19 protein-coding genes and 1 pseudogene are annotated in these 26,001 nt (G+C 46.9%); 8 read left to right on the forward strand and 12 right to left on the reverse strand.

The window, feature by feature from the left end:
• Positions 1 to 74 precede the first annotated feature (74 nt).
• From ACQRBJ_RS03500 to miaA, 8 genes are all read left to right on the forward strand, one after another.
• Positions 75 to 1,223: an AIR synthase-related protein gene (locus tag ACQRBJ_RS03500; RefSeq protein WP_295408811.1), complete on the forward strand. Its 1,149-nt coding sequence runs from the start codon at positions 75 to 77 to the stop codon at positions 1,221 to 1,223.
• Positions 1,224 to 1,293: 70 nt separating this feature from the next.
• Complete coding sequence (locus ACQRBJ_RS03505) at positions 1,294 to 1,695, forward strand: GxxExxY protein (RefSeq protein ID WP_295346117.1); 402 nt, start codon at positions 1,294 to 1,296, stop codon at positions 1,693 to 1,695.
• A gap of 30 nt (positions 1,696 to 1,725) precedes the next feature.
• Positions 1,726 to 2,835 carry a peptide chain release factor 1 gene (gene prfA, locus ACQRBJ_RS03510; protein WP_153122034.1) on the forward strand — a complete coding sequence of 370 codons (1,110 nt, stop codon included), beginning with the start codon at positions 1,726 to 1,728 and terminating at the stop codon, positions 2,833 to 2,835.
• 27 nt (positions 2,836 to 2,862) lie between these two features.
• Positions 2,863 to 3,708 carry an orotidine-5'-phosphate decarboxylase gene (gene pyrF, locus ACQRBJ_RS03515; protein ID WP_153122035.1) on the forward strand — a complete coding sequence of 282 codons (846 nt, stop codon included), beginning with the start codon at positions 2,863 to 2,865 and terminating at the stop codon, positions 3,706 to 3,708.
• 291 nt (positions 3,709 to 3,999) lie between these two features.
• A complete protein-coding gene (lpxD, locus tag ACQRBJ_RS03520; RefSeq protein WP_295346114.1) occupies positions 4,000 to 5,034 on the forward strand; it encodes a UDP-3-O-(3-hydroxymyristoyl)glucosamine N-acyltransferase in 1,035 nt (344 codons plus the stop codon).
• A gap of 113 nt (positions 5,035 to 5,147) precedes the next feature.
• Complete coding sequence (locus ACQRBJ_RS03525) at positions 5,148 to 6,530, forward strand: bifunctional UDP-3-O-[3-hydroxymyristoyl] N-acetylglucosamine deacetylase/3-hydroxyacyl-ACP dehydratase (RefSeq protein WP_153097943.1); 1,383 nt, start codon at positions 5,148 to 5,150, stop codon at positions 6,528 to 6,530.
• A gap of 15 nt (positions 6,531 to 6,545) precedes the next feature.
• A complete protein-coding gene (gene lpxA / locus ACQRBJ_RS03530; RefSeq protein ID WP_203039940.1) occupies positions 6,546 to 7,316 on the forward strand; it encodes an acyl-ACP--UDP-N-acetylglucosamine O-acyltransferase in 771 nt (256 codons plus the stop codon).
• Positions 7,317 to 7,415: 99 nt separating this feature from the next.
• Positions 7,416 to 8,315 carry a tRNA (adenosine(37)-N6)-dimethylallyltransferase MiaA gene (miaA, locus tag ACQRBJ_RS03535; RefSeq protein WP_295346112.1) on the forward strand — a complete coding sequence of 300 codons (900 nt, stop codon included), beginning with the start codon at positions 7,416 to 7,418 and terminating at the stop codon, positions 8,313 to 8,315.
• On the opposite strand, the pseudogene ACQRBJ_RS03540 reads toward miaA, so the two are convergent.
• The 12 genes and pseudogenes from ACQRBJ_RS03540 to ACQRBJ_RS03595 form a co-directional block, all read right to left on the reverse strand.
• A pseudogene (locus tag ACQRBJ_RS03540) lies at positions 8,264 to 8,449 on the reverse strand (hypothetical protein); the annotation flags it as partial. The gene miaA and the pseudogene ACQRBJ_RS03540 overlap by 52 nt on opposite strands.
• Positions 8,450 to 8,507: 58 nt before the next feature.
• Entirely contained in the window at positions 8,508 to 9,479 is a 972-nt protein-coding gene (locus ACQRBJ_RS03545; protein WP_445302865.1) for an Rpn family recombination-promoting nuclease/putative transposase, read from the reverse strand.
• A 166-nt stretch (positions 9,480 to 9,645) separates the two neighbouring features.
• Positions 9,646 to 10,308 carry a DUF4391 domain-containing protein gene (locus tag ACQRBJ_RS03550; protein WP_445302866.1) on the reverse strand — a complete coding sequence of 221 codons (663 nt, stop codon included), beginning with the start codon at positions 10,306 to 10,308 and terminating at the stop codon, positions 9,646 to 9,648.
• 55 nt (positions 10,309 to 10,363) lie between these two features.
• Positions 10,364 to 13,600, reverse strand: a complete 3,237-nt coding sequence (locus ACQRBJ_RS03555) for a helicase-related protein (RefSeq protein WP_445302867.1) — start codon at positions 13,598 to 13,600, stop codon at positions 10,364 to 10,366.
• A gap of 51 nt (positions 13,601 to 13,651) precedes the next feature.
• Complete coding sequence (locus tag ACQRBJ_RS03560) at positions 13,652 to 16,786, reverse strand: type III restriction-modification system endonuclease (protein WP_445302868.1); 3,135 nt, start codon at positions 16,784 to 16,786, stop codon at positions 13,652 to 13,654.
• Positions 16,787 to 16,896: 110 nt separating this feature from the next.
• Complete coding sequence (locus ACQRBJ_RS03565) at positions 16,897 to 18,858, reverse strand: site-specific DNA-methyltransferase (protein WP_445302869.1); 1,962 nt, start codon at positions 18,856 to 18,858, stop codon at positions 16,897 to 16,899.
• 470 nt (positions 18,859 to 19,328) lie between these two features.
• A complete protein-coding gene (locus ACQRBJ_RS03570; protein ID WP_445302870.1) occupies positions 19,329 to 19,619 on the reverse strand; it encodes a Txe/YoeB family addiction module toxin in 291 nt (96 codons plus the stop codon).
• Positions 19,601 to 19,879, reverse strand: a complete 279-nt coding sequence (locus tag ACQRBJ_RS03575) for an Arc family DNA-binding protein (protein WP_445302871.1) — start codon at positions 19,877 to 19,879, stop codon at positions 19,601 to 19,603. Before ACQRBJ_RS03575 ends, ACQRBJ_RS03570 begins: the two co-directional genes overlap by 19 nt.
• A gap of 897 nt (positions 19,880 to 20,776) precedes the next feature.
• Positions 20,777 to 21,604, reverse strand: a complete 828-nt coding sequence (locus ACQRBJ_RS03580; protein WP_445302872.1) for a helix-turn-helix domain-containing protein — start codon at positions 21,602 to 21,604, stop codon at positions 20,777 to 20,779.
• Between the two features lie 122 nt (positions 21,605 to 21,726).
• Positions 21,727 to 23,421 carry an MFS transporter gene (locus ACQRBJ_RS03585; protein ID WP_295346058.1) on the reverse strand — a complete coding sequence of 565 codons (1,695 nt, stop codon included), beginning with the start codon at positions 23,419 to 23,421 and terminating at the stop codon, positions 21,727 to 21,729.
• A gap of 6 nt (positions 23,422 to 23,427) precedes the next feature.
• Positions 23,428 to 24,498: an HlyD family secretion protein gene (locus ACQRBJ_RS03590; protein WP_445302895.1), complete on the reverse strand. Its 1,071-nt coding sequence runs from the start codon at positions 24,496 to 24,498 to the stop codon at positions 23,428 to 23,430.
• A gap of 135 nt (positions 24,499 to 24,633) precedes the next feature.
• The gene (locus ACQRBJ_RS03595) at positions 24,634 to 25,953 is read right to left on the reverse strand and encodes a TolC family protein (protein WP_294968631.1); all 1,320 of its coding nucleotides are present in this window, start codon (positions 25,951 to 25,953) and stop codon (positions 24,634 to 24,636) included.
• Between the last annotated feature and the right edge of the window lie 48 nt (positions 25,954 to 26,001).

Genomic DNA, 26,001 nt, shown 5'->3' on the forward strand with positions numbered 1-26,001 from the left:
CATTTATAAGAACGATAAGGAAATTATAAGAATCATAATTGGAGATCAATTTAGATATGAGTAACAATAGATATATGATGCGCGGTGTAAGCGCAGCAAAGGAAGATGTTCACAACGCTATCAAGAACATCGACAAGGGTATCTTCCCACAGGCTTTCTGCAAGATTATACCTGATATCCTGGGCGGTGACCCAGAGTATTGCAACATTATGCACGCCGACGGTGCAGGTACCAAGTCTAGCTTGGCTTACATGTACTGGAAGGAGACTGGCGACCTCTCTGTATGGAAGGGTATCGCTCAGGATGCTATCGTGATGAATACCGACGACCTGCTCTGCGTGGGCGCCGTAGACAACATCCTCGTTAGCTCTACCATCGGCCGCAACAAGATGCTCATCCCTGGCGAGGTCATCTCGGCTATCATCAACGGTACCGACGACCTGCTCCACGAGATGCGCGAGATGGGTATCGGAATCTATCCTACCGGCGGTGAGACTGCCGACGTAGGCGACCTGGTTCGTACCATCATCGTTGACTCTACCGTAACCTGCCGCATGAAGCGCAGCGACGTCATCGACAATGCCAACATCCGTCCAGGCGATGTTATCGTAGGTCTCTCTTCTACAGGTCAGGCTACATACGAGAAGAAGTACAACGGCGGCATGGGTAGCAACGGTTTGACTTCTGCCCGCCACGATGTATTCGCCAAGTATCTCGCTGAGAACTATCCTGAGAGCTACGACCACGCCGTGCCAGATGAGTTGGTTTACAGCGGCAAGTATAAGTTGACCGATGAGGTTGAGGGTTCTCCTATCAACGCCGGTGAGCTGGTACTCTCTCCTACCCGTACCTATGCTCCGGTTATCAAGAAGATCCTGGATGAGCTTCGCCCAGAGGTTCACGGTATGGTTCACTGTACAGGTGGTGCCCAGACCAAGGTTCTGCACTTCGTAGGCGAGAACTGCAAGGTAGTGAAGGACAACATGTTCCCAGTACCTCCTCTCTTCAAGGCAATCCACGACTGCTCAGAGACAGACTGGAAGGAGATGTACCAGGTATTCAACATGGGTCACCGCATGGAGATCTACGTACGTCCTGAGATTGCCGAGAAGGTTATCGCCATCAGTAAGAGCTTCAACATCGATGCCCAGATTGTGGGTCACATCGAGGAAGGCAAGCGCAGCCTGACCATCAAGAGCGAATTCGGAACATTCGAATACTAAATGTTTTAGGCACGGATTACACGGATTACACGGATTTTTATTCTTTTATTTCTTAATTTATAGTATTGTTATGCTAGAAGAAGATTTAACTAAACAGATAATTGGTGCAGCTCAAGAAGTACACAAAGTCTTAGGAGTTGGTTTTCTAGAGGCTGTATATGGAAATGCTCTGTATAAAGAATTGAAATCACGTGGTTTGAAGTGTGAGTGCCAAAAACACTTAGATGTTTTTTACAAAGGTGAATGCGTTGGTCACTACATTCCCGACATGGTCGTAGAAGATAAGGTGATCATTGAATTGAAAGCCGTTAAAGATTTGCATCCCGAACATGAATGGCAGTTAGTAAACTATCTCTCAGCCTGCCAGGCAGAAGTAGGATTGCTCATCAATTTCGGTCTATCCTTACAAGTAAAAAGAAAGATATTTACAAACGAGCGCAAGGGAACACAGCACAGGGAAAAATCCGTGTAATCCGTGTAATCCGTGCCAAAAAATAATTCGATGGATAATAACAACATATTACAGAAGCTTGAAGGCTTAGAGAGCCGATACGAGGAAGTAAGCACCCTCATTACCGACCCTGATGTCATCGCCGACCAGCCACGCTACGTGAAGCTGACCAAGGAGTGGAAAGACCTTGGCGACATCATGGACGCACGCAAGCGATACATCAACTGTCTGAACAGCATCAAGGAAGCTAAGGATATTCTCGCCAACGAAAGCGACCCTGAAATGAAGGAGATGGCGCGCGAGGAACTCAACGAGAATGAGGCGCTGCAGCCTAAGCTCGAAGAGGAAATCAAGATCGCCCTGGTTCCTAAGGATCCAGAGGATGCCAAGAATGTACAGATGGAGATTCGTGGCGGTGCCGGTGGCGACGAGGCTGCCCTCTTCGCCGGTGACCTCTTCTCTATGTATAAGAAATATTGTGAGTCTAAGGGATGGACAGTCAGCGTGACTTCTGTCTCTGAGGGCGCTGTGGGTGGATACAAGGAAATCGACTTCGCCGTAAGCGGAACAGATGTTTACGGTACATTGAAGTATGAGTCTGGTGTTCACCGTGTTCAGCGTGTACCTGCCACTGAGACTCAGGGCCGTATGCACACCTCAGCTGCTACCGTGGCTGTATTGCCAGAAGCAGATAAGTTTGAGGTGAACATCAACGAAGGTGACATCAAGTGGGATACCTTCCGAAGCTCTGGTGCCGGTGGTCAGAACGTGAACAAGGTAGAGTCTGGAGTTCGCCTCCGCTATCCTTGGAAGAACCCTAACACTGGCGAGGTAGAGGAAATCCTTATCGAGTGTACCGAGACCCGTGACCAGCCAAAGAACAAGGAGCGTGCCTTGAGCCGCCTCTATACCTTCATCCACGACCGTGAGCATCAGAAGTATGTTGACGATATCGCCAGCCGCCGCAAGAGCCTCGTCTCTACCGGTGACCGCAGTGCGAAGATTCGTACCTACAACTTCCCACAGGGCCGTGTTACCGACCACCGTATCGGTTACACCACCCACGACCTCAATGGTTTCCTGGCAGGTAACATCCAGGATATGATTGATGCCCTGACCGTGGCTGAGAATGCAGAGAAACTGAAAGAAACAGAATTGTAGAACCCTTATCATCATAAATACCATATTATGAACAGAAAAGAACTTGTAGAGCAGATTTTCGCAAAGAAGAGCTTCTTGTGCGTAGGTCTTGACACAGATATCAATAAGTTGCCTAAGTGCATCACAGAGGATGAAGAAATCCAGGGTGCAGAAGCCGAGATGATGTTTAAGTTCAACCAGGCTATCATCGACGCTACCGCTCCTTACTGCGTGGCTTACAAGCCAAACCTGGCTTTCTACGAGAGCCGTGGCATCGACGGAATGATTGCCTTCGAGAACACCATCAAGTATCTCAAGAGCCACTATCCAAACCACTTCATCATCGCTGACGCAAAGCGTGGCGACATCGGCAACACCTCAAAGATGTACGCCCAGACTTTCTTTGAGGAGTACAACCTCGATTCAGTAACCGTAGCTCCTTACATGGGCGAGGATTCTGTCAAGCCTTTCCTCGAGTATGAGGGCAAGTGGGTCATCCTTCTGGCTTTGACCAGCAACAAGGGTAGCCATGACTTCCAGCTCACAGAGGACAAGGAAGGCGAGCGCCTCTTCGAGAAGGTTCTGAAGAAGAGCCAGGAATGGGGCAACGACGAGAACATGATGTACGTAGTAGGTGCTACCCAGGGGCAGATGTTCGAGGACATCCGCAAGGTGGCTCCTAACCACTTCCTCCTCGTACCAGGTGTTGGTGCTCAGGGCGGTAGCCTCCAGGAGGTTTGCAAGTATGGTATCATCAAGGATTGCGGTCTGCTCGTCAACTCATCTCGCGGCATCATCTATGCTAGCAACGGTGAGGACTTCGCAGAGGTAGCAGGCCAGAAGGCAAAGGAATTGCAGGAAGAAATGGCAGCAGAGCTTGCCAAGCTGGGCTAAGCCTCTCGCTAGGCGTCCCGGCGGATTTGAAATCCGCCGTAAAAAAAGGTTCGACCTATTAAACCGGGGGATTTGCAATCCCTACCAAAAATAAGATTTTAGGCGCAAAGTATCTTGAAAAAGACGCTTTGCGCCTTAAAAATACCTATTTGTTGGCGAAAAAAGCAAAATATTACGAAAGAATGACGAGAATCTAAATTTATTTTGTTATTTTTGCAAACAAAATGTGTTTACCTAAAGGTATTTATACCTTGGGTGACCAATTAAAACAAACTAGAAGACAGATAAATTATGGAATTTACCGCTCAACAAATAGCCCAGTTCGTTCAGGGCCGTGTGGAAGGTGATGAGAATGCAACAGTCAACACCTTCGCAAAAATCGAAGAAGGCAAGAAAGGTGCAATCTCGTTCCTTTCTAACCCTAAATACACTCACTTCGTGTACGACACGAAGTCTAGCATCGTGCTCATTGATGAGACCGTAGAACTGGAACACCCAGTCAGCGCTACCCTCATCCGTGTGAAGAACGCCTACGAATGTGTGGCTAAACTGCTTCAGATGTACGAGTCTATGAAACCAAAGAAGACAGGCATCGACCCATTGGCTTTTGTTTCTCCAAAGGCTAAGGTGGCAGAGAACGTCTATATTGGCGCTTTCGCTTATATCAGCGATGGTGCCGAGGTGGGCGAAGGTAGCCAGATTTATCCTCACGCCTACATCGGCGAGGGTGTGAAGATTGGCAAGAATGCCCTCATCTACCCTAACGTAACCGTTTATCACGGCTGTAAGCTCGGCGATAACGTGACTCTCCATGCAGGTTGTGTCATCGGTGCTGATGGCTTCGGCTTCGCTCCAGGACCTGATGGATACGACAAGATTCCTCAGATTGGTATCGTAACCATCGAGGATGATGTGGAGATTGGTGCCAACACTTGCGTTGACCGCTCTACCATGGGTTCTACCTACGTTCGCAAGGGCGTGAAGCTCGACAACCTGGTTCAGATTGCCCACAACACCGACATCGGTGCCAACACCGTGATGTCTTCTCAGGTGGGTGTAGCCGGCAGTACCAAGGTTGGCGAATGGTGTATGTTTGGCGGACAGGTGGGTCTCGCAGGTCACATCACCATCGGCGACAAGGTGTTCCTCGGAGCACAGAGCGGTGTGCCAGGCAGCCTCAAGAGCGGCCAGCAGCTCATCGGTACTCCTCCTATGGAGCAGCGTGCTTACTTCAAGTCACAGGCCATCTTCCGTCGCCTGCCTGACATGTACAAGGAGCTCAACGACCTGAAGAAGCAGATTGAAGAATTAAAGAAAAACAATTAAAAATAATAAGGTACGGATGACACGGATGACGCGGAGGCTAATGCCACTAAGGATTCCGAAGAAAACGCAGAGAAAAAATCCGTGTAATCCGTGCCTAAAAAATGAATATAATTATGTCAAAACAGAAAACACTGAAAGGTAGTTTCTCTCTTTGTGGAAAAGGATTGCACACAGGCTTGAGCCTCACCGTGACTTTCAATCCTGCACCAGAGAACACCGGTTATAAGATACAGCGCATCGACCTCGAAGGCGAGCCTATCATCCAGGCTGTAGCTGAGAACGTCGTTGAAACCCAGCGTGGCACCGTACTCGGTAAGGGCGATATCCGCATCTCTACCATCGAGCACGGTATGTCAGCACTCTATGCCCTCGGCATCGACAACTGTTTCATCCAGGTTAACGGTCCTGAATTCCCTATCCTCGACGGCTCTGCATCCATGTATGTAGAGAAGATTCAGAGCGTGGGCATCCAGGAGCAGAATGCAGAGAAGGACTATTATATCATCCGTCATAAGATTGAGGTGAAGGACGACAACGGTTCTGTCATCACCATTCTTCCAGATGAGGAGTTCAGCATCACGGCGATGTGTTCTTTCGAGAGCAAGTTCATCAACAGCCAGTTTGCTACCCTCGACAAGATGGAGACCTACGTTGACGAGATTGCTTCGGCACGTACCTTCGTTTTCGTTCGCGATATCATGCCATTGCTCCAGGCTAACCTCATCAAGGGTGGCGACTTGGACAATGCCATCGTTATCTACGAGCGCCAGGTAGAGCAGGCGCAGCTCGATCAGCTCGCCGACCATCTCAAGGTGCCTCACATGGATGCCAGCAAGTTGGGTTACATCCAGCACCGTCCTTTGCAGTGGGAGAACGAGTGTACTCGCCATAAGCTGCTCGACATCATCGGCGATATGGCGCTCATCGGTAAGCCTATCAAGGGTCGCATCATCGCTACCCGACCAGGTCACACCGTGAACAACAAGTTCGCCCGTCTCATGCGCAAGGAGATTCGCAAGCACGAAATTCAGGCTCCTATCTACGATCCAAACGAGGAGCCAATCATGGATAACATCCGCATCCGCCAGCTCCTGCCTCATCGCTATCCAATGCAGTTGGTAGATAAGGTCATCGCCATGGGTCCTACCAGCATCGTGGGCGTTAAGAACGTAACCAGCAACGAGCCATTCTTCACCGGTCACTTCCCAGAGGAGCCAGTAATGCCAGGCGTTCTCCAGGTAGAGGCGATGGCACAGTGTGGCGGTCTGCTCGTATTGAACCAGCTGGAAGAGCCTGAGCGCTGGAGCACTTACTTCATGAAGCTCGACGACGTGAAGTTCCGCAAGAAGGTGGTTCCAGGCGATACCCTCCTCTTCCGTGTGGAGTTGCTCGCACCCGTACGTCATGGCATCAGCTCTATGAAGGGCTATATGTTCGTAGGCGACCAGGTGGTGGCTGAGGCTACTTTCACAGCACAGATTGTTAAGAACAAGTAATAATAAGATAGAAATATGAATCAGATTAGTCCATTAGCGTTTGTTCATCCAGAGGCAAAACTTGGTGACAACAACATTATCGGTCCTTTCTGCTATATCGACAAGGACACCGTTTTGGGCGATAACAACGTATTGCAGAACAGCGTTACCATCCACGTGGGCGCTCGTATCGGCAACAATAATGAATTCTTCCCAGGCGCCAGCATCTCTACCAAGCCTCAGGACTTGAAGTTCAAGGGTGAGCAGACAACCTGCGAGGTGGGCGACAACAACAGCATCCGTGAGAACGTTACTATCTCTCGTGGTACAGCCTCTAAGGGCAAGACCGTGGTAGGCAGCAACAACCTCCTGATGGAGACTGTTCACGTGGCTCACGACTGTGAGCTGGGCAGCGGCTTGATTATCGGTAACTCTACCAAGTTTGCCGGCGAGGTGGTTGTAGATGACAACGCCATCGTAAGCGCCAACGTTCTCGTTCATCAGTTCTGCCACATCGCAGGCTACGTGATGATCCAGGGCGGTTGCCGTTTCTCTCAGGATATTCCTCCTTATATCATTGCCGGCAAGGAGCCAACCCGCTATTGCAGCATCAACCTCATCGGTTTGCGTCGCCGTGGTTTCAGCAACGAGACCATCCAGAACATCCACGAGGCTTATCGCCTGCTCTACAGCAAGGGTATCCTGAAGGAAGGTATCGAGGAAATCAAGAAGAATCTTGAGGTGACTAAGGAAATCCAGTACATCATCGACTTCGTAGAGAGTTCTCAGCGCGGCATTATCCGATAAAAGTAAAAGGGTAAAAAAGTAAAAAGGTAAAAAGAGCATTCTTGCATAGGTTTATGAAACGAGCAAGGATGCTTTTTTCTTGAATATAAAGAATGATATATGAAAACATTGATTGTGGTTTTAGGTCCTACCGGTGTAGGTAAAACGGAGCTTTGCCTTTCGCTGGCAGAACATCTCTCTATACCTATTATCAATGCCGACTCCCGCCAGATCTTCGCAGAACTCCCTATCGGAACCGCAGCGCCTACTGCCGAACAGCAGCAGCGGGTGAAGCATTATTTCGTAGGCAACCATCACATCAAAGATTATTACAGCGCAGCCCAATACGAGACCGATGTGATGAATCTCCTGAAAGAAGAAATCTTCAAGAATCATGATGTGGCGCTGCTTACAGGCGGCAGCATGATGTATATCGATGCCGTATGCAAGGGTATCGACGATATTCCTACCGTGCGGGACGACATCCGTACCTGGATGAAACAGCGCCTGGAAGAAGAAGGCTTGGAAGCGCTGGTAGAAGAACTCCATAAGATGGATCCGGAGCATTGGGCGATAGTAGATAAGAAGAATCCACGCCGCGTGGTGCATGCCTTGGAAATCTGCCACCAAACTGGCAAGACCTATACTTCTTTCCGTGTAGCCGAGAAGAAGCAGCGTCCTTTCCGCATCATCAAGATAGGTCTGAACCGCGACCGTGCCGAATTGTACGACCGAATCAACCAGCGTGTGTTGCTGATGATGGAGGAAGGCCTGGAGGCAGAAGCCCGCAGCGTATATCCGCACAAGGGTCTCACCGCCTTGAGAACCGTGGGGTACAAAGAGATGTTTGCCTATTTCGATGGCGAGATAGATAAGGATGAAGCCATCCGCCAGATACAGTCGCATAGCCGTGAATACATGCGCAAGCAGCTCACCTGGTTTAAGCGAGATACCGAAATCCACTGGTATCATCCCGACCAGCAGGATGAAATCATCCGATTCATTGATGAAGAGATATAGACATAATTGGCATCATGCAACGAGTGGGGTGCCATTACGATGGTGGTGCCCTCCTTGTGCAGCTCAGAAAGCAGTTCCATCACCTCCTTGCCATTTTTGGAATCCAGATTTCCAGTAGGCTCATCGGCAAGAAAAAAGGGTGTATCAGAAATCATAAAGTTTTTCTGATACACCTTTTTTATTCACTTGTATTTATTTGATATTGCTGATTTGCTCGAGTGAAAGACCTGTATATTTCATGACAAGCTCTTTCGACATACCATCAGCAAGCATACGCTGTGCAGCATTTATATTTGCCTCATTAGAGCCTTCAGCTCTTCCTTCAGCTCTTCCTTCAGCTCTTCCTTCAGCTCTTCCTTCAGCTCTTCCTTCAGCCATACCTTTTGCCATACCTTTTGCCATGCCTTTTGCCATGCCTTTTGCCATGCCTTCAGCTCTGGCTTCTGATTCTGCGGCCGCCATACATGCCAAATTATCGCGAGCAATCCAAAGACTGTTCTCGTAGGCTTCCCATTCTTTCTTCGAGAGTCTATGACTGTCGGCATATTCCTCAAGCTTCTCGAAAATCTTCTTTTGTGCCGTCCAAGGCATTCTTGTTAATGCTTCCATATGAGTCAATACATAAATCCATTTATCAAAATCACTCTCACATTCCGCTGGCTCTTTTTTGAAAAGAGGCAGGGCCAAGTAGATGAAGCGAAGCTTGTTGGAAGCTTGCTCCTTGCTCTCCTTATCTGCCAATATGATGTCTGTTCTGAACTTGTTTACTTCGCCTGCCTTTGGCATATAGTTCATGAAACAAACTGTGTATATCGGCAGAAACTTATAGGCATCCTGATTCTCTGCTTTGCCCTTATCTACCTGTTCCAGAATACTTCTGCAGGCATAGCAGATGGAGCGATCCAGAAAATTGGGTTGCCACTTGTTCTGCATTTCCAGGATGAATCGCTCGCCTGTGTCGGTTTCGCAGAAAACATCGTAGATAATGCCTCGTTGATCTTTGGTCTGTGGCAATTGCTCTTTGTCTTTGAACACTACATCCTTGACGTGGAGCTCGCCCTCCAACAGATCGTTGAGAAAGCTTATCAGCAAATCCTTGCTGAATTCTTGACCGAAAAGACGTTTGAAGCCCCAATCGGTAAAGGGGTTGATGTACTTTGCCATCTTGTTAGATTTTAATTATTTTTAAATCTGATGACAAAGATACGTTGTTTTTTTGTAAACTCCAAATATTTAATCGATTTTTGCATAAATAACTGGAAAAATAAGTAATATGCAGTTGTAGACTTAGGAACCCTTCGCGACCATCATAGCTACATTTTGCATATCACTAAATATGTTCCTCCAGCTTCTTTTTTAGCTGCATGTATTTTTGATGCAAGGCAAATTTCTTTTGCGGTTGCTGCTCTTTCAGTTCTTTCTTTCTGATAGCAGCCATTTCCTTTTTTATTGCTTCTATTTGAATGGTCTGGAAAACAGCTTGATGCAGATTCTGCTGAGAAGAAGTAATCTGGGTTGATGCAATCTGCCGAACCAAGGATTCATAGAGTGTATCCATATTAGAAGAACTATCCAGACGGAGAGATAGCATTTCTTCTGATAACCAGTCTGTAGAAAATGACTTGATGATCTCGAATGTGCCAGCAGAAGCATCCTTCCATTGCTTGTAGTTTACCAATAACTGATATCGGTTATCCTGTTGAATGATGAAAAACGTATGTCGGGGTAACTTGCTATCAATATAGCGGAAGATGTCTGAACAGTCTGAAATTCCTTTCTTAAGTTTAATAAGAAAGATGGTGAGTTCGTGAACATCCTTTCCATCTGTCACATGCAGATTACTGGGTGCCAACTTATAGAGCCAAACTACCTGCTCTACATTCTCAATAAATGCAGATTTCATGCGAGCCGTTACCTCAAGATGGCTGTAAAAAGCCACCTTGGGTACTACTCGGTTTACCAACGTAAAGTCGGGGAAATTTAATATATTCATAAGTTCTTTTTTACTTTGCACATTGAACTTGGAACTTTATGATTAAAGAGATTGCTTATCTGATAACCAGGAAGGTGATGAGTTCGAAATCATCCAATCCCTTGATCTCATTGGTCAAAGCCGTGGTTTCACCCAGCGAGAAAAGACTGTCTATGTCGCTCTCTTCCTTGATGCGTACCATACTGTCGATGGCCTTCTGCAACAGGTCGCTATAATGTTCCATGTGTCTGCCGTCGCTGGTTTCCTTACTTAGCAGGGCACAAAAGTTTCTGTCGTATTCCTTCTTGTCCTTGCAGAGCAATCGCAGGGTATCCAGCAGCTTCTTGGGATGAAGATGGTCACAGTTTACCTCGCCGTCATCCGACAGATACACCATATAGAAAGGATGAAGTAGGTTTTTCTTGTCGATGTTCACGGCATTATTGCGATTCTTCAACACATAGATAACGCCAGGCTTAATGTCGCCCTTTGCACCTGCCACGGCATTCATTCCGAAAGGAGCATGCTCTATGTCGGGATGTTCCTTGATATAAGATAAGAGGTCGAGACGAAACTCGTTCAGTCCCAGGTCCATGATGTTGATGCCGGTGTCCATATCCTCAATGTCAACCACTTCTTCCTGAAGATGCTTCAACTGCTTTCTGCGATATTCCAGGTCACCTTTTTCGTTGTCGCTCAGTAGGTTGTCATCTCCAGTAGAAGTCAGAATGGTGGCTTTCATACGGCTCTCCACTCTGCCTTTCAACTGGATATATTCGTCCAGTTCCATATCAGGCCAGTAGTTTACCAACTGTATATCCTTGTTCCGGCTGCCAATACGGTCAATACGTCCAAAACGCTGGATGATGCGTACGGGGTTCCAATGGATATCGTAGTTAATCAGATAGTCGCAGTCTTGCAGGTTCTGACCTTCCGAGATACAGTCTGTAGCGATGAGCACATCGATGTTTTCATGAATCCACGGTTTCTTGGCTGCGTCCTTTTCATCAAAGATGTCACCTTTGTCTTTGGAGATGGGCGAGAAGAAGGTGAGAACATTATTAAATGTACACTCAAACTTTGGAATGGTGCATTTGCCCTCAGTACTACCCGTGATGAGGGCAGCGTTCAGTCCGCAATCTGCCTTGATTCTTTCGGCAAGTTCCTGATAGAGATAGTCTGCCGTATCGGCAAAGGCTGTGAAGATGAGCACCTTCCGGTTATCCTTGTTGATAGGATGGGCAAACTTCTCCTTCAAGTCTTCTATCAGCATTTGCAACTTGCTGTCATGAGCTGGCGTAATATCTTCCAGCATCAGGAGCAGCATCCTGAGTACTTCCTGATCTGCTGCCAGATCTCTTCGCCAACTGATATAATCCATATCCCTGAGTCTGAAACCTCTTATCTCTTCAGCTTCCTGGTCGATGAGCGAGATGGTTTCATTGATGTAAGCCGTGATGCGCTCCAAGGTGAGGCGGAAGGAGTTGACCGAACTTTCCAGTCGTTTCAGTAGATTGGTTGCCATCAGATTTCGCAATCCCTTCTCTCGTCCGTCAATAGACAAGCCGCTTCCCTCATAGTCGATGGTATAGCTGTTTCTGGCGCTATCGTGCAGATAGAGCGATGGGGTGTAGATAGACAGGTTCAGATTGTCCAGTTCTGTGGCAATGTCCCTGAAGTTGATGGCATTGCTGATGTCGGTGAGTTTCGGACGACGGGAGATAGGAGGCAGACGATGTGGAAATTCACCAATGGCACTTGTATCATAATACTTCATGATGTGGCTGCGCGAACGGGCGATGGTCACGGCATCCAGCAACTGGAAGAAATCGTAGCTCAGGTCGTTGAGCAGCCTTTCCGTTGTGCGTTCTTCCGCCTTCAGTTTTGCCCAGTGGTTATATACCTTCTGGGCATTCGTAAAGATGTCATCTACGTTCTTGCCTAGTCCCAATGCTTCGTCAAACGAGCTGCTTCTGCCTTCGTAAGCCAGCTGCAACTGGTTCTTCAAATCGCCAAATCTATTGTTCACAGGGGTAGCACTCAGCATCAGTACCTTCGTTTTCACACCGGTACGAATCACCCGGTTCATCAGTTTCTGATATCTGTTTTCCTTTCTTTCCTCCTGCTGCTCATCATCATCTTCCTCTTCATCCACGTTTCCTCCATTGCGGAAATTATGACTTTCGTCGATGACCACGAGGTCGTAGTTGCCCCAGTTGATGTGGTCCAGATCCAAGCCGTTGGAACTTCCATGTTCTCGTGAAAGGTCGGTATGGAAGAGGATGTCGTAGCGCAGACGGTCGCCAGCTATCGGATTGTTCTTGTAATTGGAACGGAAGGTAATCCAGTTCTCATTCAGCTTTTTCGGACAAAGCACCAGTACACTCTTGTTGCGGTTTTCGTAATACTTGATGACGGCAAGCGCCGTAAAGGTCTTTCCCAATCCCACACTGTCGGCAAGAATACAACCGTTGTATTTCTCCAGCTTGTTGATGATGGCGAGTGCCGCATCCTTCTGGAAGTTGTATAGCTTGTTCCAGATGAGGCTGTTCTTAAAACCGGTACGCTCATTGGGAAGAACATCTTCAGAAATATCTTCCAGAAATTCATGGAAGATGTTGTAGAGAGCGATGAAGTAGATGTATTCGGGCGCATTCTCCTGATAAACCGTCTCGATGTATTCCAAAACCCTGGCAGTTACGTCCTTGAATTTCTCATCGTTCTCCCATTGCTGGTTGAAGATCTGCAGATAAGCCTCGGCAGAAGGAGAAGGCAGCACATTGACCATCGTATAGACATTGTTGCCCTTTTCGCAACCCAGTTGGGTGGTGCTGAAATCATCAAAAGGAAGATAAACATGCTGCTTGCTGGGCGCATTCATATCAAAGACAGGTAAGGCAGAAGGTTCACCATCACAGAGATGCAGAAATCCGCCCATTCCTTCCTGTGAAGAATTGGACTTGAATTTCACTTTCTTCCGGATCCATGCTGCACACTCCTTGGCGATGGCTTTCTGCGACAGCTGGTTGCGGAGCTTGATTTCAAACTCCGTACCATAGAGGTTGCGTTCACGGTTCAACTTCGGTATGTAGAACTCCCGTTTCTCTTTCTTCGTCTTGTCTGCCACAAAGGTTGGCGAGGTGAAGATAAAGCGCACTTCCTCCACCTTCTCCAGTTCCGCCTTCATGGCTTCGAAGGCGTAGATGGAGAAAGAGGCGGCGGCGATGGATATGCGACTTTGGGTGGACAACCTCGATTTCAGGTCGTCCACCAATCGTTCGCTGGTATTGTTTATCTGTTTCGGCTGTTCCATGTCCTATTGCTTAACATTCAACATTCAACACTTAACATTTAACATTAAGAATTATTTCACCCATTCCATCAAGTCGTCGTAGTTGGTTACCTTATGATAGTAGATGCCCGAACCTGAGAGTTGTTCAAATAGCCTGTCGGCACAGGCTATCTTGCCATCTTCTATACCTCGCAAGTCGAGGGTTGACATGCTGCCCTTGGTTTCGGCTACGAAATAGACATGCTTCACGGCACCATCCTTGAAGGCTATCGCCCAGTCGGGAGAATAATTGCCCACAGGGGTAGGAATATGGAAACCCTTTGGCAACTTGGCATATACGGCAACATCGGTGCTCGTATCGAGGTCTTCCACGAACTTGCGTTCCACACTCAGCTTTGCCGTTCCATCGGTAAACACATAATCCACAATGCTCTTCCTTCCCTGGTAAGCCTTGTCGAGCGAGGTATGCTTCTCCTCCGTAAAGATGGCGGAATCGTAGCTTCCCTCTATCTCGTTGTAACTGATATGATCTACGATGATGGTGGCTTTCTGCTCCAATATCAGACGGCTTACCCTGCGGATAAACTCTTCTGGATTCATTTTGTACATATCAAACTTGCTTGGCATGATTTGGGATAGAATCCCGGCGATGGTCTTGCGGGTCAATCGGGTGTTGGCGGCTATCTTGCCCAGCAGGTCGTACTTCACGGTGCTTACTACATCCGTTCTCAGGTCATCATGCTGCATTTCCTCCTGCACCATCATGCTGCCCGCCTTCATGTCGTCATGTTTCAGTTCCGTCTTCTGCACTCCTCGGGTTACCACGTAGCTCAGTTTTGAAACCACCAGTTCCTTGTTAATGGCGGCAATGGCTTTCTCTATCAGTTCCTTGCTTTCGAAGTTCACCGTATAGGCGTATTTGTGGTTGATGCGATTCCAGAGTTCCTGGAATTCCTTCTTCGTGAAGTTCTCGTTCAGTCTGTTCTCCGGAGTCTGCGGCGTACTTCCGTTTTCTATCATACCGTCAAGGGCAGAAGGGTTCCAGACGCCTTCTATCAGTTTGTGAATCCATTTGCCGTATGGCTTTACTTCGTCTGGCAATGGGGCGAGTGTTCCTGATGTTGCGGCAGAGCGGTAAACATCGGTTACATGACTTTCGTCATCCACATAACCATTCTTCACCAGATAGAAATAAATCTTCTTGGCTTCCGACGTCGTAATACTATGCTTGCTGCCATCCTCAATCGTGAAGGTCTTTCCATCGAAGTAATCGATGTCGGCAACCTTCGGACGGTCGTAGAGATCTTCCGAAATATTCTTCTGCAGGTCGTTTACGAAATCAGCATAGCCCTCAGAGGCAATCACGGTAAGGCGGTTAATCTGCTGCACCTGCCCCTGCAGGGTATCGGCATCCTGTCGTACTCCCTTGTTGTCAACGCAGAGTCGCAATCCTCGTCCCACTTCCTGACGCTTCTGCGAGATGCTGTTTGCCTGTCGGAGCGAACAGATCTGGAAGATGTTCGGATTGTCCCAACCTTCTCTCAAGGCAGAGTGGGAGAAGATGAAGCGAACTGGCGAGTAAGTTGGGTCGAGACTCAGCAGTCGTTCTTTATCTTTCATAATCAGGTCGTAAGCCGATACGTCGTCGCTTCCTGCTCCTTTCTTCTCATCGCTGTCCTTGATGCGCTTGGTCTTGGGGTCGATGGAGAAATAACCCTCATGAGTCTTGTTGACAGGGATGCAACTGAGATACTGCATATACTCCGGGTCATACATATTCTGATTTTCGTTCAGCTCTGCCCTGTACTCCTGTTCGAAGATCTCACCATAGCGTCCCAGCAGCGCATTGCCGTCTTCATCATACTGGCGATACTTGGCAACCTCGTCGATGAAGAAAAGCGAGAGGCACTTGATGCCGCGATGGAAGAGCGCACTCTCTTTGCGGAAGTGCGCCTTGATGGTTTCCCTTATCTGGATGCGAGCCTTGTGATCGGCAGTTACGTTGCCGATTACTTCCTTCAGCATCAGACTTTCGCCGTTGCTGAACTTTACTTGGCTTCGGCTTGGCTGACGGGCATCCACCACGATGTCGGTAATCATGAACCCTTTGTATTGCAGCATGTTTCCGGAGGCACTATAGAGATCGTCGCCTTCGCCCAACTTCTTGTAGATTCGCTTGATGGCTCCCGTAGTGCTCTGCTGTTCTATCTCCAGTTTTACCTGTGGAGCCTTGTCTTTCGAAAGCAGCAGCTCTGCAAAATAGATATAGCTGTCGGTACCTTTCAGGTTCTTCAGTTCGAAGCCTACTACCTCTATCTTCTTCACCAGTTTGTGGTTGTAGGCATCAAGTGCATCGAGCACATACACCGTGTTGTGGTGTTCCTTGTGGGTAGCTGAGTAGTTCAGGGTGAAGAGCGGATTGAAGGCTTTGAGTGCCGTCTGTGTAGCGGCGCCTCCCATCTTCTGAGGTTCATCCAGAATGATGATTGGGTTGTTGGCAGCAAGAACGGCGATAGGCTTTCGGGAACCGAACTCATCTCGTTCGGAGTTGATGATGCGTGCCGCCTTGTTCTTGGCTCCTTCCTTCATGGTGTTGAACGCCTGGGTGTTGATAATCATCACGCTGATGTCGTTGCTCTGTGAGAAGGTGTCGATGTCGTTGAGGCTGCTGCTGTCGTAGATGAAGTAGCGAGCCTTCTTGCCGTATTGCTCCATGAAGTGATCTACCGTGATGTCGAAGCTCTTCTTCACACCCTCTCGGATAGCAATGCTTGGAACCACCACGATAAACTTGGTCCAGCCATACTGCTTGTTCAGTTCGAACATCGTCTTGATATAGACGTATGTCTTTCCCGTACCGGTTTCCATCTCCACATCAAGCTGGCAGGCACCGAGTTTCTGACAGAGTTCTTCATCCTGATGGATGTTGTTCTCTGTCTGAATCTGCCGGATGTTGTCAAAGAGAGCCACCTTATCCATGGTAAGGCGGTTGTTCTTATAACCCAGGTTATTGCCGGCATCATCGCTATCGGCAAAGACATCTGTTTGAACGAATTTGATGTCATGCTTCTTGCTGTCCACCACATACAGTTTTCCCTTATCCATCCTGTATTCCAGGTTGGCTTGGTTGGGCTGCCCCTTGAAGACGTTGATGACGCTCTCCACGGCATCGGTCTGATATTGTTGTATCTTAAACTTCAGTTTCATAATCGTAATCAGTAAAGCTCTTTTTACTTTTACAAGTTTCAAGTAAACACAGCAAAAATGCTCTTTTTACTTTTTTACCTTTTTACTTTTTTACCTTACAAAATCCCTTTCTAAAGGATTTTGGTGACCGTGTCAGGAGAATATGTTTTAAAAATCTGCTCGAAGTTGGTGGCGGTAGAATCGTCCTTCATGCTGGTGTCACGGAGCACGGCGTAGGCTGGCTGCATCTGGGCGATGGCTTTTACTACTTCGTCGGTAACATCCGGGTCGAAGCAAGCCACGAGGTATCCTTCGGCAACGTTATAGATGGTCTTGCCAGCTACCGTTGTCGTTTCTATTTTCGAATCCAGGGTTGCACCGAGTTCAAGCATCACCTGGAAGAGCAGGTCTTCGCCAGTTCTATCCGGCTTTACGTTATCAACCTGCGAGAAAAGGTCGGCTTGCGAAATATCCTTTGGAGAATAGTAAATGTCCTGCATATTGGTGGAATCGAGTTTCAGCACACGGAAGCCTGTATCGAGGTCTTGGGTGGTTAAAGGAGATTCCTCCTTGATTTTCTTGCCGGCACGGCGGATTCTTTCCTTGCCTATTTCACAGATGTTCTTATAGCCTGCCTTGAAAGCTTCGCTCTTCTCATCGGTCTTCTCTGGGAGCTGCACCATGATGAACTTGCGGTTGCCATTGGTCTTTAAGTTTAAATTCATTATGGCATGTGCCGTAGTTCCAGAACCGGAGAAAAAGTCTAAAACCAAATCCTCGTTCTTTGTAAAATAATTAAGCAGGTGATAGACAAGCTCTTTTGGCTTAGGAAAATTGAAGATTTCTTTTTTTCCAAAAAGCTTTGCTATATCTTCTGACCCATAGTTTGGAATGCCTTTTTCATCTATGACAGAACTTATAATCTTTGTATTACGCTCTTTTCGGTATCTGGGAAGTCCTTTACTATTGAAATATATTTCAACCCATTTTTGTCCTTTATTATCAAATGTCTCTTTGCCGAGTTTCTTGTTCTTGTAATAATTTGCAATTTGTGTACAATAAGGGAAAGAACCTCTAAGAGTAACTGTATCTTGTAGAATGCCATTATGGAAAGTCATGATACCTTCAAGTATTTCTAGTTGCACTTCATCGCCAACATGTTTTTTAAAGGTGATGTCTTTCTGTCCTTCTATTTTAGTTCCTTTTTCAAAAACAACATCTGTTGTTGGATTTTTGGGACTAGGTTTATTGTAGCAATAATGTTCCAAACTTTCCAGTTCTTCGGGATTGTTTAATCCAAAATAGCTTTGTACTAGTTCTTCTTTTTTGCCATATGCTAAGATAAACTCATGGTTCTTTACTAATTTGGAAAAACCTTTTGTGGAACCACGATTTACCCAAACCATAGAACCTCTATCCAATCTATTCTGATAACCGAAAATTTCATCGCAGATTTTTCTGATATTATCAACTTCAGTATCGTCAATAGAAATAAATATCACACCATCATCGGTCAGCAAGTCTCTTGCAACCTTCAATCTCGGATAAATCATATTCAACCAATCGGTATGGAATCTACCATTGCTTTCGGCATTGGTAAACATACGATTGCCCTGCTCGTCAAACTGTCCTGAGTTGGCGAGATATTCTTCTGAAGACTGAGCGAAATCATCTTCATACACAAAATCGTTTCCGGTGTTGTAAGGTGGGTCGATATAAATCATTTTCACCTTGTGTAAGTAAGTCTCCTTCAGACACTTGAGAACATCGAGGTTGTCGCCCTCGATATAAAGGTTCTGGGTGTTGTCGAAATCAACACTATCTTCACGGCAAGGGCGAAGTGTGGCATTGATAGGAGAGTTGGCTAGGAGAATCGCCTTGCTCTTGTCGGGCCAGGTAAACTGGTAGCGTTCCGCTCTTTCTGACATCACGCTATCAGAAAGATTCTGCTTGAGTTTCTCGAAATCTATGAGGTGCTTTGGCTGGCCGCTTCTTTCATCCACGGTCTCCGTAACGCAGTCGGGAAACAGCTGCGCAATTTTCGTAATGTTGTCCTCGACACCATTACTACTCTGCATTCTTAATTTGTCCATTCGTAGCTCTTTTCATTGTTGGTTACTATATATAATAAGGTATAGCAACAAACATTGAAGCGAACTCCAACGTCTTTTGCTATAGCTGATGGGTGCGTTTGGAACTAAATCATTATCGGAGTAAAACGGGCAGCGGACAGAAGGATTGGCTGGAAAGCCATCCAAAGAAAGCCTTGATGAAGTGAAGACAAAGAAGAAGCGTGAGCTTCCCTTATCAACACTTAGGCTTTTGCCGGGCCCGTACCAACGATAAGTTCCGCCCACGCTATAGCGTAGGCGTTTACAGAACTTACTCTTCGTTGGTACTAATACTTTAATTCTGGCAAAATTTAAGTGTTTCCGAACAAATTAGTAAACGCAAGTTTATAATCTTACTATGTTATATCTTTCTTTTCTGTTTCTTATATATCTTATTTTTTTTATTGTTATACATTCTATAAGCTACCGATTCCACAGAAATATGGACTCGGTTATTTGTCATTGTAATGTCCTTCTAGCTCAATAATGGACACAAGAATTTCTTCATCGAGTATGTCATAGATAATCCTGTCCTGGGCAGTAATATGTCTAGAATACGTGATGTCGTTTCCACCTTTCAAAGGTTCTGGATGTCCTTTACCTGTTCTAGGGTGCTCAGAAAGTTCTGGAATCAACTTCTCTAGTTTTTTGAATAGAGGTAGATTTGATTTCTTCCATTTCTTAATGACCTTCTGTGCATCCTTAGAGAATTCTATTCGATATATCATAAAGTTTCCATCCATGCGATAGCATCTTGTGCTGTGTCAAAGCACAGAGTTTCTCCGTTTTTATGTTCTTCTCTCGCCTTGTCAAGCTTCGCTTGCAAATCGGGAGTAATCACATTTTCCTTCATGGTCTTGTTCTTACTCATAAAATCCATAAGAATGGATTCTACATAATTGTTAAGGCTACGATTGGTAGCCTTAGCACACTCCTTGAGCTCCTCAAGAAGCTCTGCTGGTAACCTAAATGAAGTAGGTACACGTAATGTTGATGTGCTCATATCCTTTGTTTTTAATTGTTATTTGGGGCAAAGATAATAAAAAATAATGAGAAACGAAGTAATTCTTGGGTTTTTAACACAGATAATAGCGATAATAATTATTTCTCTTACTAAGAAACGGATGGAAGTCTGTAAGTTTCATGTGCAATCCTGTAGATTTCAAATGCGAATGGGGACATTTCACTTATTGCCTTACTAAGGCACAATATTGCCCCTAGGCGGGCAATATTGTGCCGTCGAAAGATAAAAAATACTACGTCGGGATAGAGATTTCTATATGCCTATTAAACGCTTCACCAAAAGCATAATGGCAGACGGAATTCTTCTGCGTGTGACCCCTACTTTCAAATCCACTCTTCACTCTTCACACATGTGGCATAAATAACTGAATACAAATTACTTACTACGGTGAAGAGTTACGCCGACTCTTCACAACTCTTCACCACTCTTCACCATTTGGGCTTCTATTGTGACCAGCATCAGGCTTCTATTGTGACCTGCATCAGGCTTCTATTGTGACCAGCATCAAGCCTCTATTGTGACCAGCATCAGGCTTCTATTAAGCTTGGTTTAAGCCTCCTTTAAGTTTGGTTTAAGCCTCCTTTAAGTTTGGTTTAAGCCTCCTTTAAGTTTGGTTTAAGCCTGCTTTAAGTTTGGTTTAAGCCTCAGATAAAATTTACGTAAGGCTTTGTTAAAGTTTACTTGAGCCTTATTCCGATTTCTTGGACCTCTAATTTCCCTGATAAACAGCAGAAAAATCAATCGTGTGAAGAGTGGTGAAGAGTGGTGAAGAGTCGGCGTAACTCTTCACAGCCATAAATATCTAATACTCAACGCTTTACACTATATACGTGAAGAGTGAAGAGTGGAATTGAGAGTAGAGTTTTTCTCTTGGCGCTACTCCGCCCCCATCCGGTAATTCTTAGGCGACAAACCGGTATGCTTCTTGAAGAAGGTGCCGAAGGCTGAGGCATTCGGGAAGCTGAGATCACTGGCTATCTGCTGAATCGTCTTGTTCGTATTCTTCATCAGATAAATGCTGCGACGGATAATCGCCTTGAAAAGTAATTGCTGGACCGTCTTGCCACATACTGACTTCACGATAACGGAAAGATATTTGGGAGTGATGCAGAGCTGATCGGCATAGAAAGCCACACTGCGCTCACGCATGAAATGTTCCTCTATCAATTTGACCAGCGACTCAAAGACCTCTACCTTGCGCTCCATCTCCTTACCCGCCGCCTTGAACGTAGAAGAGAAGATGCTGCAAAGGCGATAGGTTACCGCCATGAGAAGCAGCTTCTGCTCATACTGGCTGTAGGTATCCGGCTCCTCCTTCTGCTCCAACTTGAGAAGCATCTGGGCATAAGACGACAGCATCTCCTCATAACCCGTATGCGCCACGGTACAAGCCGAAGGATAGAGCGTAGAATAAAGGCGCATGCTCACAACGGTATTGCCCAGCATGTGGCGAATCTGCTCTACACGGTAGAAAAGCAAGGTAAACCGGAAATCTGGAGAGGTTTCCTGAACCTGCAACAGAGTGCCGGGAGAGAAAAAAACCGACTCCCCCATAGACGCAACAAAGGATGTTCCGTCTACACAGAAACGGAACATCCCTTGATGACAAATGACTATTCCGACATAATCAGAATAGAAAGGCTGCATCAGAAAATGAGGAATTTCCTGAGCCTCATATATGATGATATTATCTGTTATCTCCATTTTTTCTAATTGCTTGAAATGCGAAGATAACAAAAATATCAATCCCCTCGAATGATAACCTTGATTATTTATGATATTTTAGCAGAATCCAGCCGCTTCCGGCAGAATCTGCATCCTCTTTCCTACCTTCTTCCCAGGGATTTCACATCTACATTCTTCAACAGATACTCGCGGGTCAATTCCTTGATGTTGCGCTTGCGCCAAGGTATTACGAGCATCAAGCCGGCACATACCAGACAGCCATAGAAGGTCCAGCCTGCCATCTCCTTGATGGATACCAGCGTGGCTTGCACCTGCACCTTGCCCTTCGCACTCATGGCAGCCATATTCTGCGCCTCAGTTACACTCTTACCCTGATACTGCATGCCCATCACCGTCTGGTCATAGGTCTTTGCCGTCTCCAAGCTGGTACGGTCATAATCCTGTGCAAAGCGGGTAACGTAATACTGCTGGCGATGCTGAAACACATTGGTGTAGAGCGCCGAACCGATGCATGGGGCGATGACCATACGGACGGTGAGCATGATGCAGACCCAGGTGGACATGAAGCGGTAAGGCATGCGCTGATTGGCTATCGTGGAGATGAGTGAATAGAGCAGCATCATTCCCGTAGAACGGATGATGATAGGCCATTTCATGCGCTCATACATGCCGTCGTTCTGTACCTCGAAATACATAAAGAGGGCGTAGCCTCCGATAAAGAGGAAGCCCAGACAGTACATCCACTTCAGATGAATATTCTTGGCTCTGGCGATGATCGCAAAAATCAAACCCACGGTATATCCCACCATCACCCAGTTGCCCAGAGTGGCATTCTGCCAGTTGTCTATCTTCATTCCCACATTGGTGAATACGTTCACAAACATGGCGCTGGAGTTGCAGACCATCAGAAGGAAGAACAGCATGATGCCGTAATTGACAACCCTGAGCTGGAACACCTCCATGATAAAATAAGGTGAACGGCGGGTCTTCTCCAGATAGATAAACAGGGCGGTGAAGATGAGACAGACCACTGAAGAGATACGGATGGTAGGATCATCAAACCAGTCCAGCGTCTTGCCGAACACCATCACATAGGCAAACGAACAGAGCATGATGCTGAACACCGTGACATTGCCAAACTTCGACATCGTAATCGGGAACTTCGGCATCGGATACTTATGATAAGGCATGGTGAAGAACACGATGATGATGCCCGCCAACATGAATGCCATCATGAAATGATATACATACTGCCACTCGTAGGCATAGGCAAGCCAAGCCGTGAGCCAGGTGCCCAACTGTCCGATAATCATGAAGAAAAGATAGATAACCGGCTGGGAAACCATTTTTTCTGAATCCATCGCATCCCAAGCCTCCTCGGTGGTAGGCTCGCAACCCGGCGTGAGATTCTTCGTTGCCTCAATACCGAAACCATATCGGATGAGTACAAAGAGATGCGCCATCAGAAGCGTCTGTCGGACAAAGCCCATCAGCAAGCTACACAAGCCTAGGATGAACAGCGAATCGGTCTGGGCGCAGACAAAACTGAGCAGAAAGAGAATGGAGAATCCCACGATACACATCATCTTCTCTCTTCGGATGCACACCAGTTCGTAGAAGAATGGCGAGAAAGCAGCCATTCCTATCGACGTACAGAAGCCCGCAAAGGCGATGTATTCCGACTGGATGCCCAGTCCGCTCATCATCTCACCGCTATTGGCGGAATAGACACCACTCATCGTAATCATCGGCACGAAGAGGATGATCATGAAGATAATGCCCAGCGGTTTCGGCACCCAGCTATAGAACGGATAATTCTTATATTCTTCTTCCATATTCCATTACTTTGATTTTCTCTCCGCCTTCACAATCACCATCATACCTGCTGCCAGGCGGGCATTGTCTTCCTTGCTGAGGTTAGTGAAGTCGATTCTTACAGGCACACGCTGCTGAATCTTCACGAAGTTACCAGCCGAATTATCGGTAGGAACAAGAGAATACTTGGAACCGGTTGCTCCGGAGATAGCGGTAACGGTGCCCTCAAACTCCTTGTTGCTGATGGCATCTACCGTCATGCGTACCTTTTGACCCACATAGAGATTCTCTACCTGAGTTTCCTTATAGTTGGCGATAACCCACTTCTGGGCATTAGGCAGGATATAGGTGATGGTGGTTCCAGCGTTCACCATCTGTCCCTCTTCGATAGAGCGGCGACCCAACTTACCATCGCATGGCGCTACAACCACACAATAAGAGAGGTTCAGCTTCGCCATCTCCACCGCAGCCTCAGCACGTTCGATGGCAGCTGTCACATTCTGCTTGCGGGTAACCACCTCGTTCACGCCCTTATAGGCAGCAGCCTGCTGTCGCTTTACCGACTCCAGTTTCTTCTTGGTAGCCGCATATTCCACTTCGATCTGCTCCAACTGGATTGGTGTAGCAGCCTTCTTCTCTACCAGGTTACGATAGCGCTCGCAGTCTTTGGCAAGTTTGGCAAGGCGCACCTCAATTTCATCGATGGATGCAGAATAGACGGTAGCCGAAGTCTGGGTGGTCTGCTGGGTAGCATCAATGACGTTGGCTCCAGCCTTGGCATCCTTCAGAGCCGCCTCAGCCTCCATCAGGCGGATGCGATACTCACGGTCGTCAAGGATAAGAAGGGTATCACCCTTATGAACCTCCTCGTGCTCCTTGAAACAAACCTTGGCAATATAGCCCGATGCGCGGAGGTTGACAGGAGAGATATACTGCTCTACCTGGGCATCGTTGCTGGTTTCGTTGGCATTATAATCCAGGAAGAGGCAGACAATCTTCCAGAGTCCGAAGACGAGGATGGCTACGCCGATGAGACTGGCGATGATCTGGCGGATGCGCTGCTTCTTCAATTTCTTCTGCATTTCTTCGTGAGACATCTGAGTGGTTGCTGCATTATCCTCGTGAGACATCTGAGTAGCTTCTGCATTTTCCTCACGAGCTGTTTCCATCTTGTTATTTTCGTTCTGTTCCATTGTTTTATTCTGATTATTTGTTTCTTTATGATTCCTTTGTTATTTTACCTGTTCCAATTGTCCTGTGAGTTTCAGGAGCGAGAGGTTTGCCACCTTATATTTATAATAGGCGGTAAGATAATTGTTCATTGCCTCGCTCATGCGCATCTCATCCTGGAGAACGGCGGTCATGGAACCTACCCCCTCCTTGTATTGGTCGGCAGTCACATTATATACATCCTGCGCCAGGGTATAGTTGTCAAACTGCTTCTTGTAGTTGCGCTGGCTGTTGTTCACCTCGCTCACGGCGTTCATATAGTCTGCCTGCATTCCCTTGAGTGCATCCTCATATCCGATGCGGGCATTCTCCTCCTCCACTTTGGCACGTCTTATCTTGGAACGCTTCTCGAAGCCATCGAAGACAGGCACTCTCAGCTGGATGCCGATGCCGTTGGAACCATACCAGTGGTTTGATTCGCCCGAATGAATCCAATGTTCTATCTTATCGGTGAAGGCAGAATACATCAGGCTACCGGTAAGGCTCACCGAAGGCAGATAGCCATCCTTGGCTAACTTGGTCTGCTTCTGGGCAAGTTCCTTTCTCTTCTCCAGGAGCTGGAGTTCGTAGAGATTGGTGTTCAATCCGTTGGCATTCACCGTCTCTATCTCTCCCGGATTCACCTCCGTTACCTTGATTTGCTTTTCTGCAGGATAATCTATCACATATTTGAGCATGGTATATTGCTGGTCGAGCATGGCGATGGCGTTATCGCGCTGCACGGTGAGATTCTCGATGTTGAGTTTCACTCGCTTCACATCCACTTCCAGGGTCATCTGATTGTCGTAGAAAGCCTGGGTGATGCCATAGAGTTCTTCCAGGCGCTTGATGTTGTCATTCACCAGTCGGATCTGCTCAGCCGTATTCTGCGCCATGTAATACATCTTGGCAGTCTGCACGATGAGGTCTTCGCGCGCCTTCTCGTAAGAGAGCTGGTTGAGATGGTCTGCTATCTTGGCAATGTCGATGGCAGTATTCACCATCTGGTTGTAAAGCGGCATCTGGAGTTGCAAGCCTGCTGAAGCATTATACTGCAGGGTTTTGGTAACATTGTAAGGCTTGCCGTAGGCAGAACCGTCAGTCACGGAAACGGGAGGCGTGAAGTTATCGTTCAACTGTGCCACGGCGTTGATCTGCGGCAGCAGCTTCGCCTGGTTCTCGCTGATGGAATACTTTCCCTTTGCTATCTCATTGCGACTTTTCTGCAGCGACAGGTTATTGTCTACTGCCATCTGCAAGCACTGGCTCAGCGATAAAGTCTCCTGAGCCATCATCGTAGAAAATGCCCCAAGAGTCAAACAAAAACATATGATTTTTCTCATGTTCATTTTTAATATATTTCTTCTGGTATACAATACTATTGAATTCTG

This window comes from Prevotella sp. SGI.167 (genome assembly GCF_050313615.1).
Taxonomy (GTDB): domain Bacteria; phylum Bacteroidota; class Bacteroidia; order Bacteroidales; family Bacteroidaceae; genus Prevotella.

Coding starts and splice junctions, on each gene's coding strand:
- ACQRBJ_RS03500 (WP_295408811.1), top strand. CDS start 75: ATGATGCGCGGTGTAAGCGCAGCAAAGGAAGATGTTCACAACGCTATC.
- ACQRBJ_RS03505 (WP_295346117.1), top strand. CDS start 1,294: ATGCTAGAAGAAGATTTAACTAAACAGATAATTGGTGCAGCTCAAGAA.
- prfA (WP_153122034.1), top strand. CDS start 1,726: ATGGATAATAACAACATATTACAGAAGCTTGAAGGCTTAGAGAGCCGA.
- pyrF (WP_153122035.1), top strand. CDS start 2,863: ATGAACAGAAAAGAACTTGTAGAGCAGATTTTCGCAAAGAAGAGCTTC.
- lpxD (WP_295346114.1), top strand. CDS start 4,000: ATGGAATTTACCGCTCAACAAATAGCCCAGTTCGTTCAGGGCCGTGTG.
- ACQRBJ_RS03525 (WP_153097943.1), top strand. CDS start 5,148: ATGTCAAAACAGAAAACACTGAAAGGTAGTTTCTCTCTTTGTGGAAAA.
- lpxA (WP_203039940.1), top strand. CDS start 6,546: ATGAATCAGATTAGTCCATTAGCGTTTGTTCATCCAGAGGCAAAACTT.
- miaA (WP_295346112.1), top strand. CDS start 7,416: ATGAAAACATTGATTGTGGTTTTAGGTCCTACCGGTGTAGGTAAAACG.
- ACQRBJ_RS03545 (WP_445302865.1), bottom strand. CDS start 9,479: ATGGCAAAGTACATCAACCCCTTTACCGATTGGGGCTTCAAACGTCTT.
- ACQRBJ_RS03550 (WP_445302866.1), bottom strand. CDS start 10,308: ATGAATATATTAAATTTCCCCGACTTTACGTTGGTAAACCGAGTAGTA.
- ACQRBJ_RS03555 (WP_445302867.1), bottom strand. CDS start 13,600: ATGGAACAGCCGAAACAGATAAACAATACCAGCGAACGATTGGTGGAC.
- ACQRBJ_RS03560 (WP_445302868.1), bottom strand. CDS start 16,786: ATGAAACTGAAGTTTAAGATACAACAATATCAGACCGATGCCGTGGAG.
- ACQRBJ_RS03565 (WP_445302869.1), bottom strand. CDS start 18,858: ATGGACAAATTAAGAATGCAGAGTAGTAATGGTGTCGAGGACAACATT.
- ACQRBJ_RS03570 (WP_445302870.1), bottom strand. CDS start 19,619: ATGGATGGAAACTTTATGATATATCGAATAGAATTCTCTAAGGATGCA.
- ACQRBJ_RS03575 (WP_445302871.1), bottom strand. CDS start 19,879: ATGAGCACATCAACATTACGTGTACCTACTTCATTTAGGTTACCAGCA.
- ACQRBJ_RS03580 (WP_445302872.1), bottom strand. CDS start 21,604: ATGGAGATAACAGATAATATCATCATATATGAGGCTCAGGAAATTCCT.
- ACQRBJ_RS03585 (WP_295346058.1), bottom strand. CDS start 23,421: ATGGAAGAAGAATATAAGAATTATCCGTTCTATAGCTGGGTGCCGAAA.
- ACQRBJ_RS03590 (WP_445302895.1), bottom strand. CDS start 24,498: ATGTCTCACGAAGAAATGCAGAAGAAATTGAAGAAGCAGCGCATCCGC.
- ACQRBJ_RS03595 (WP_294968631.1), bottom strand. CDS start 25,953: ATGAGAAAAATCATATGTTTTTGTTTGACTCTTGGGGCATTTTCTACG.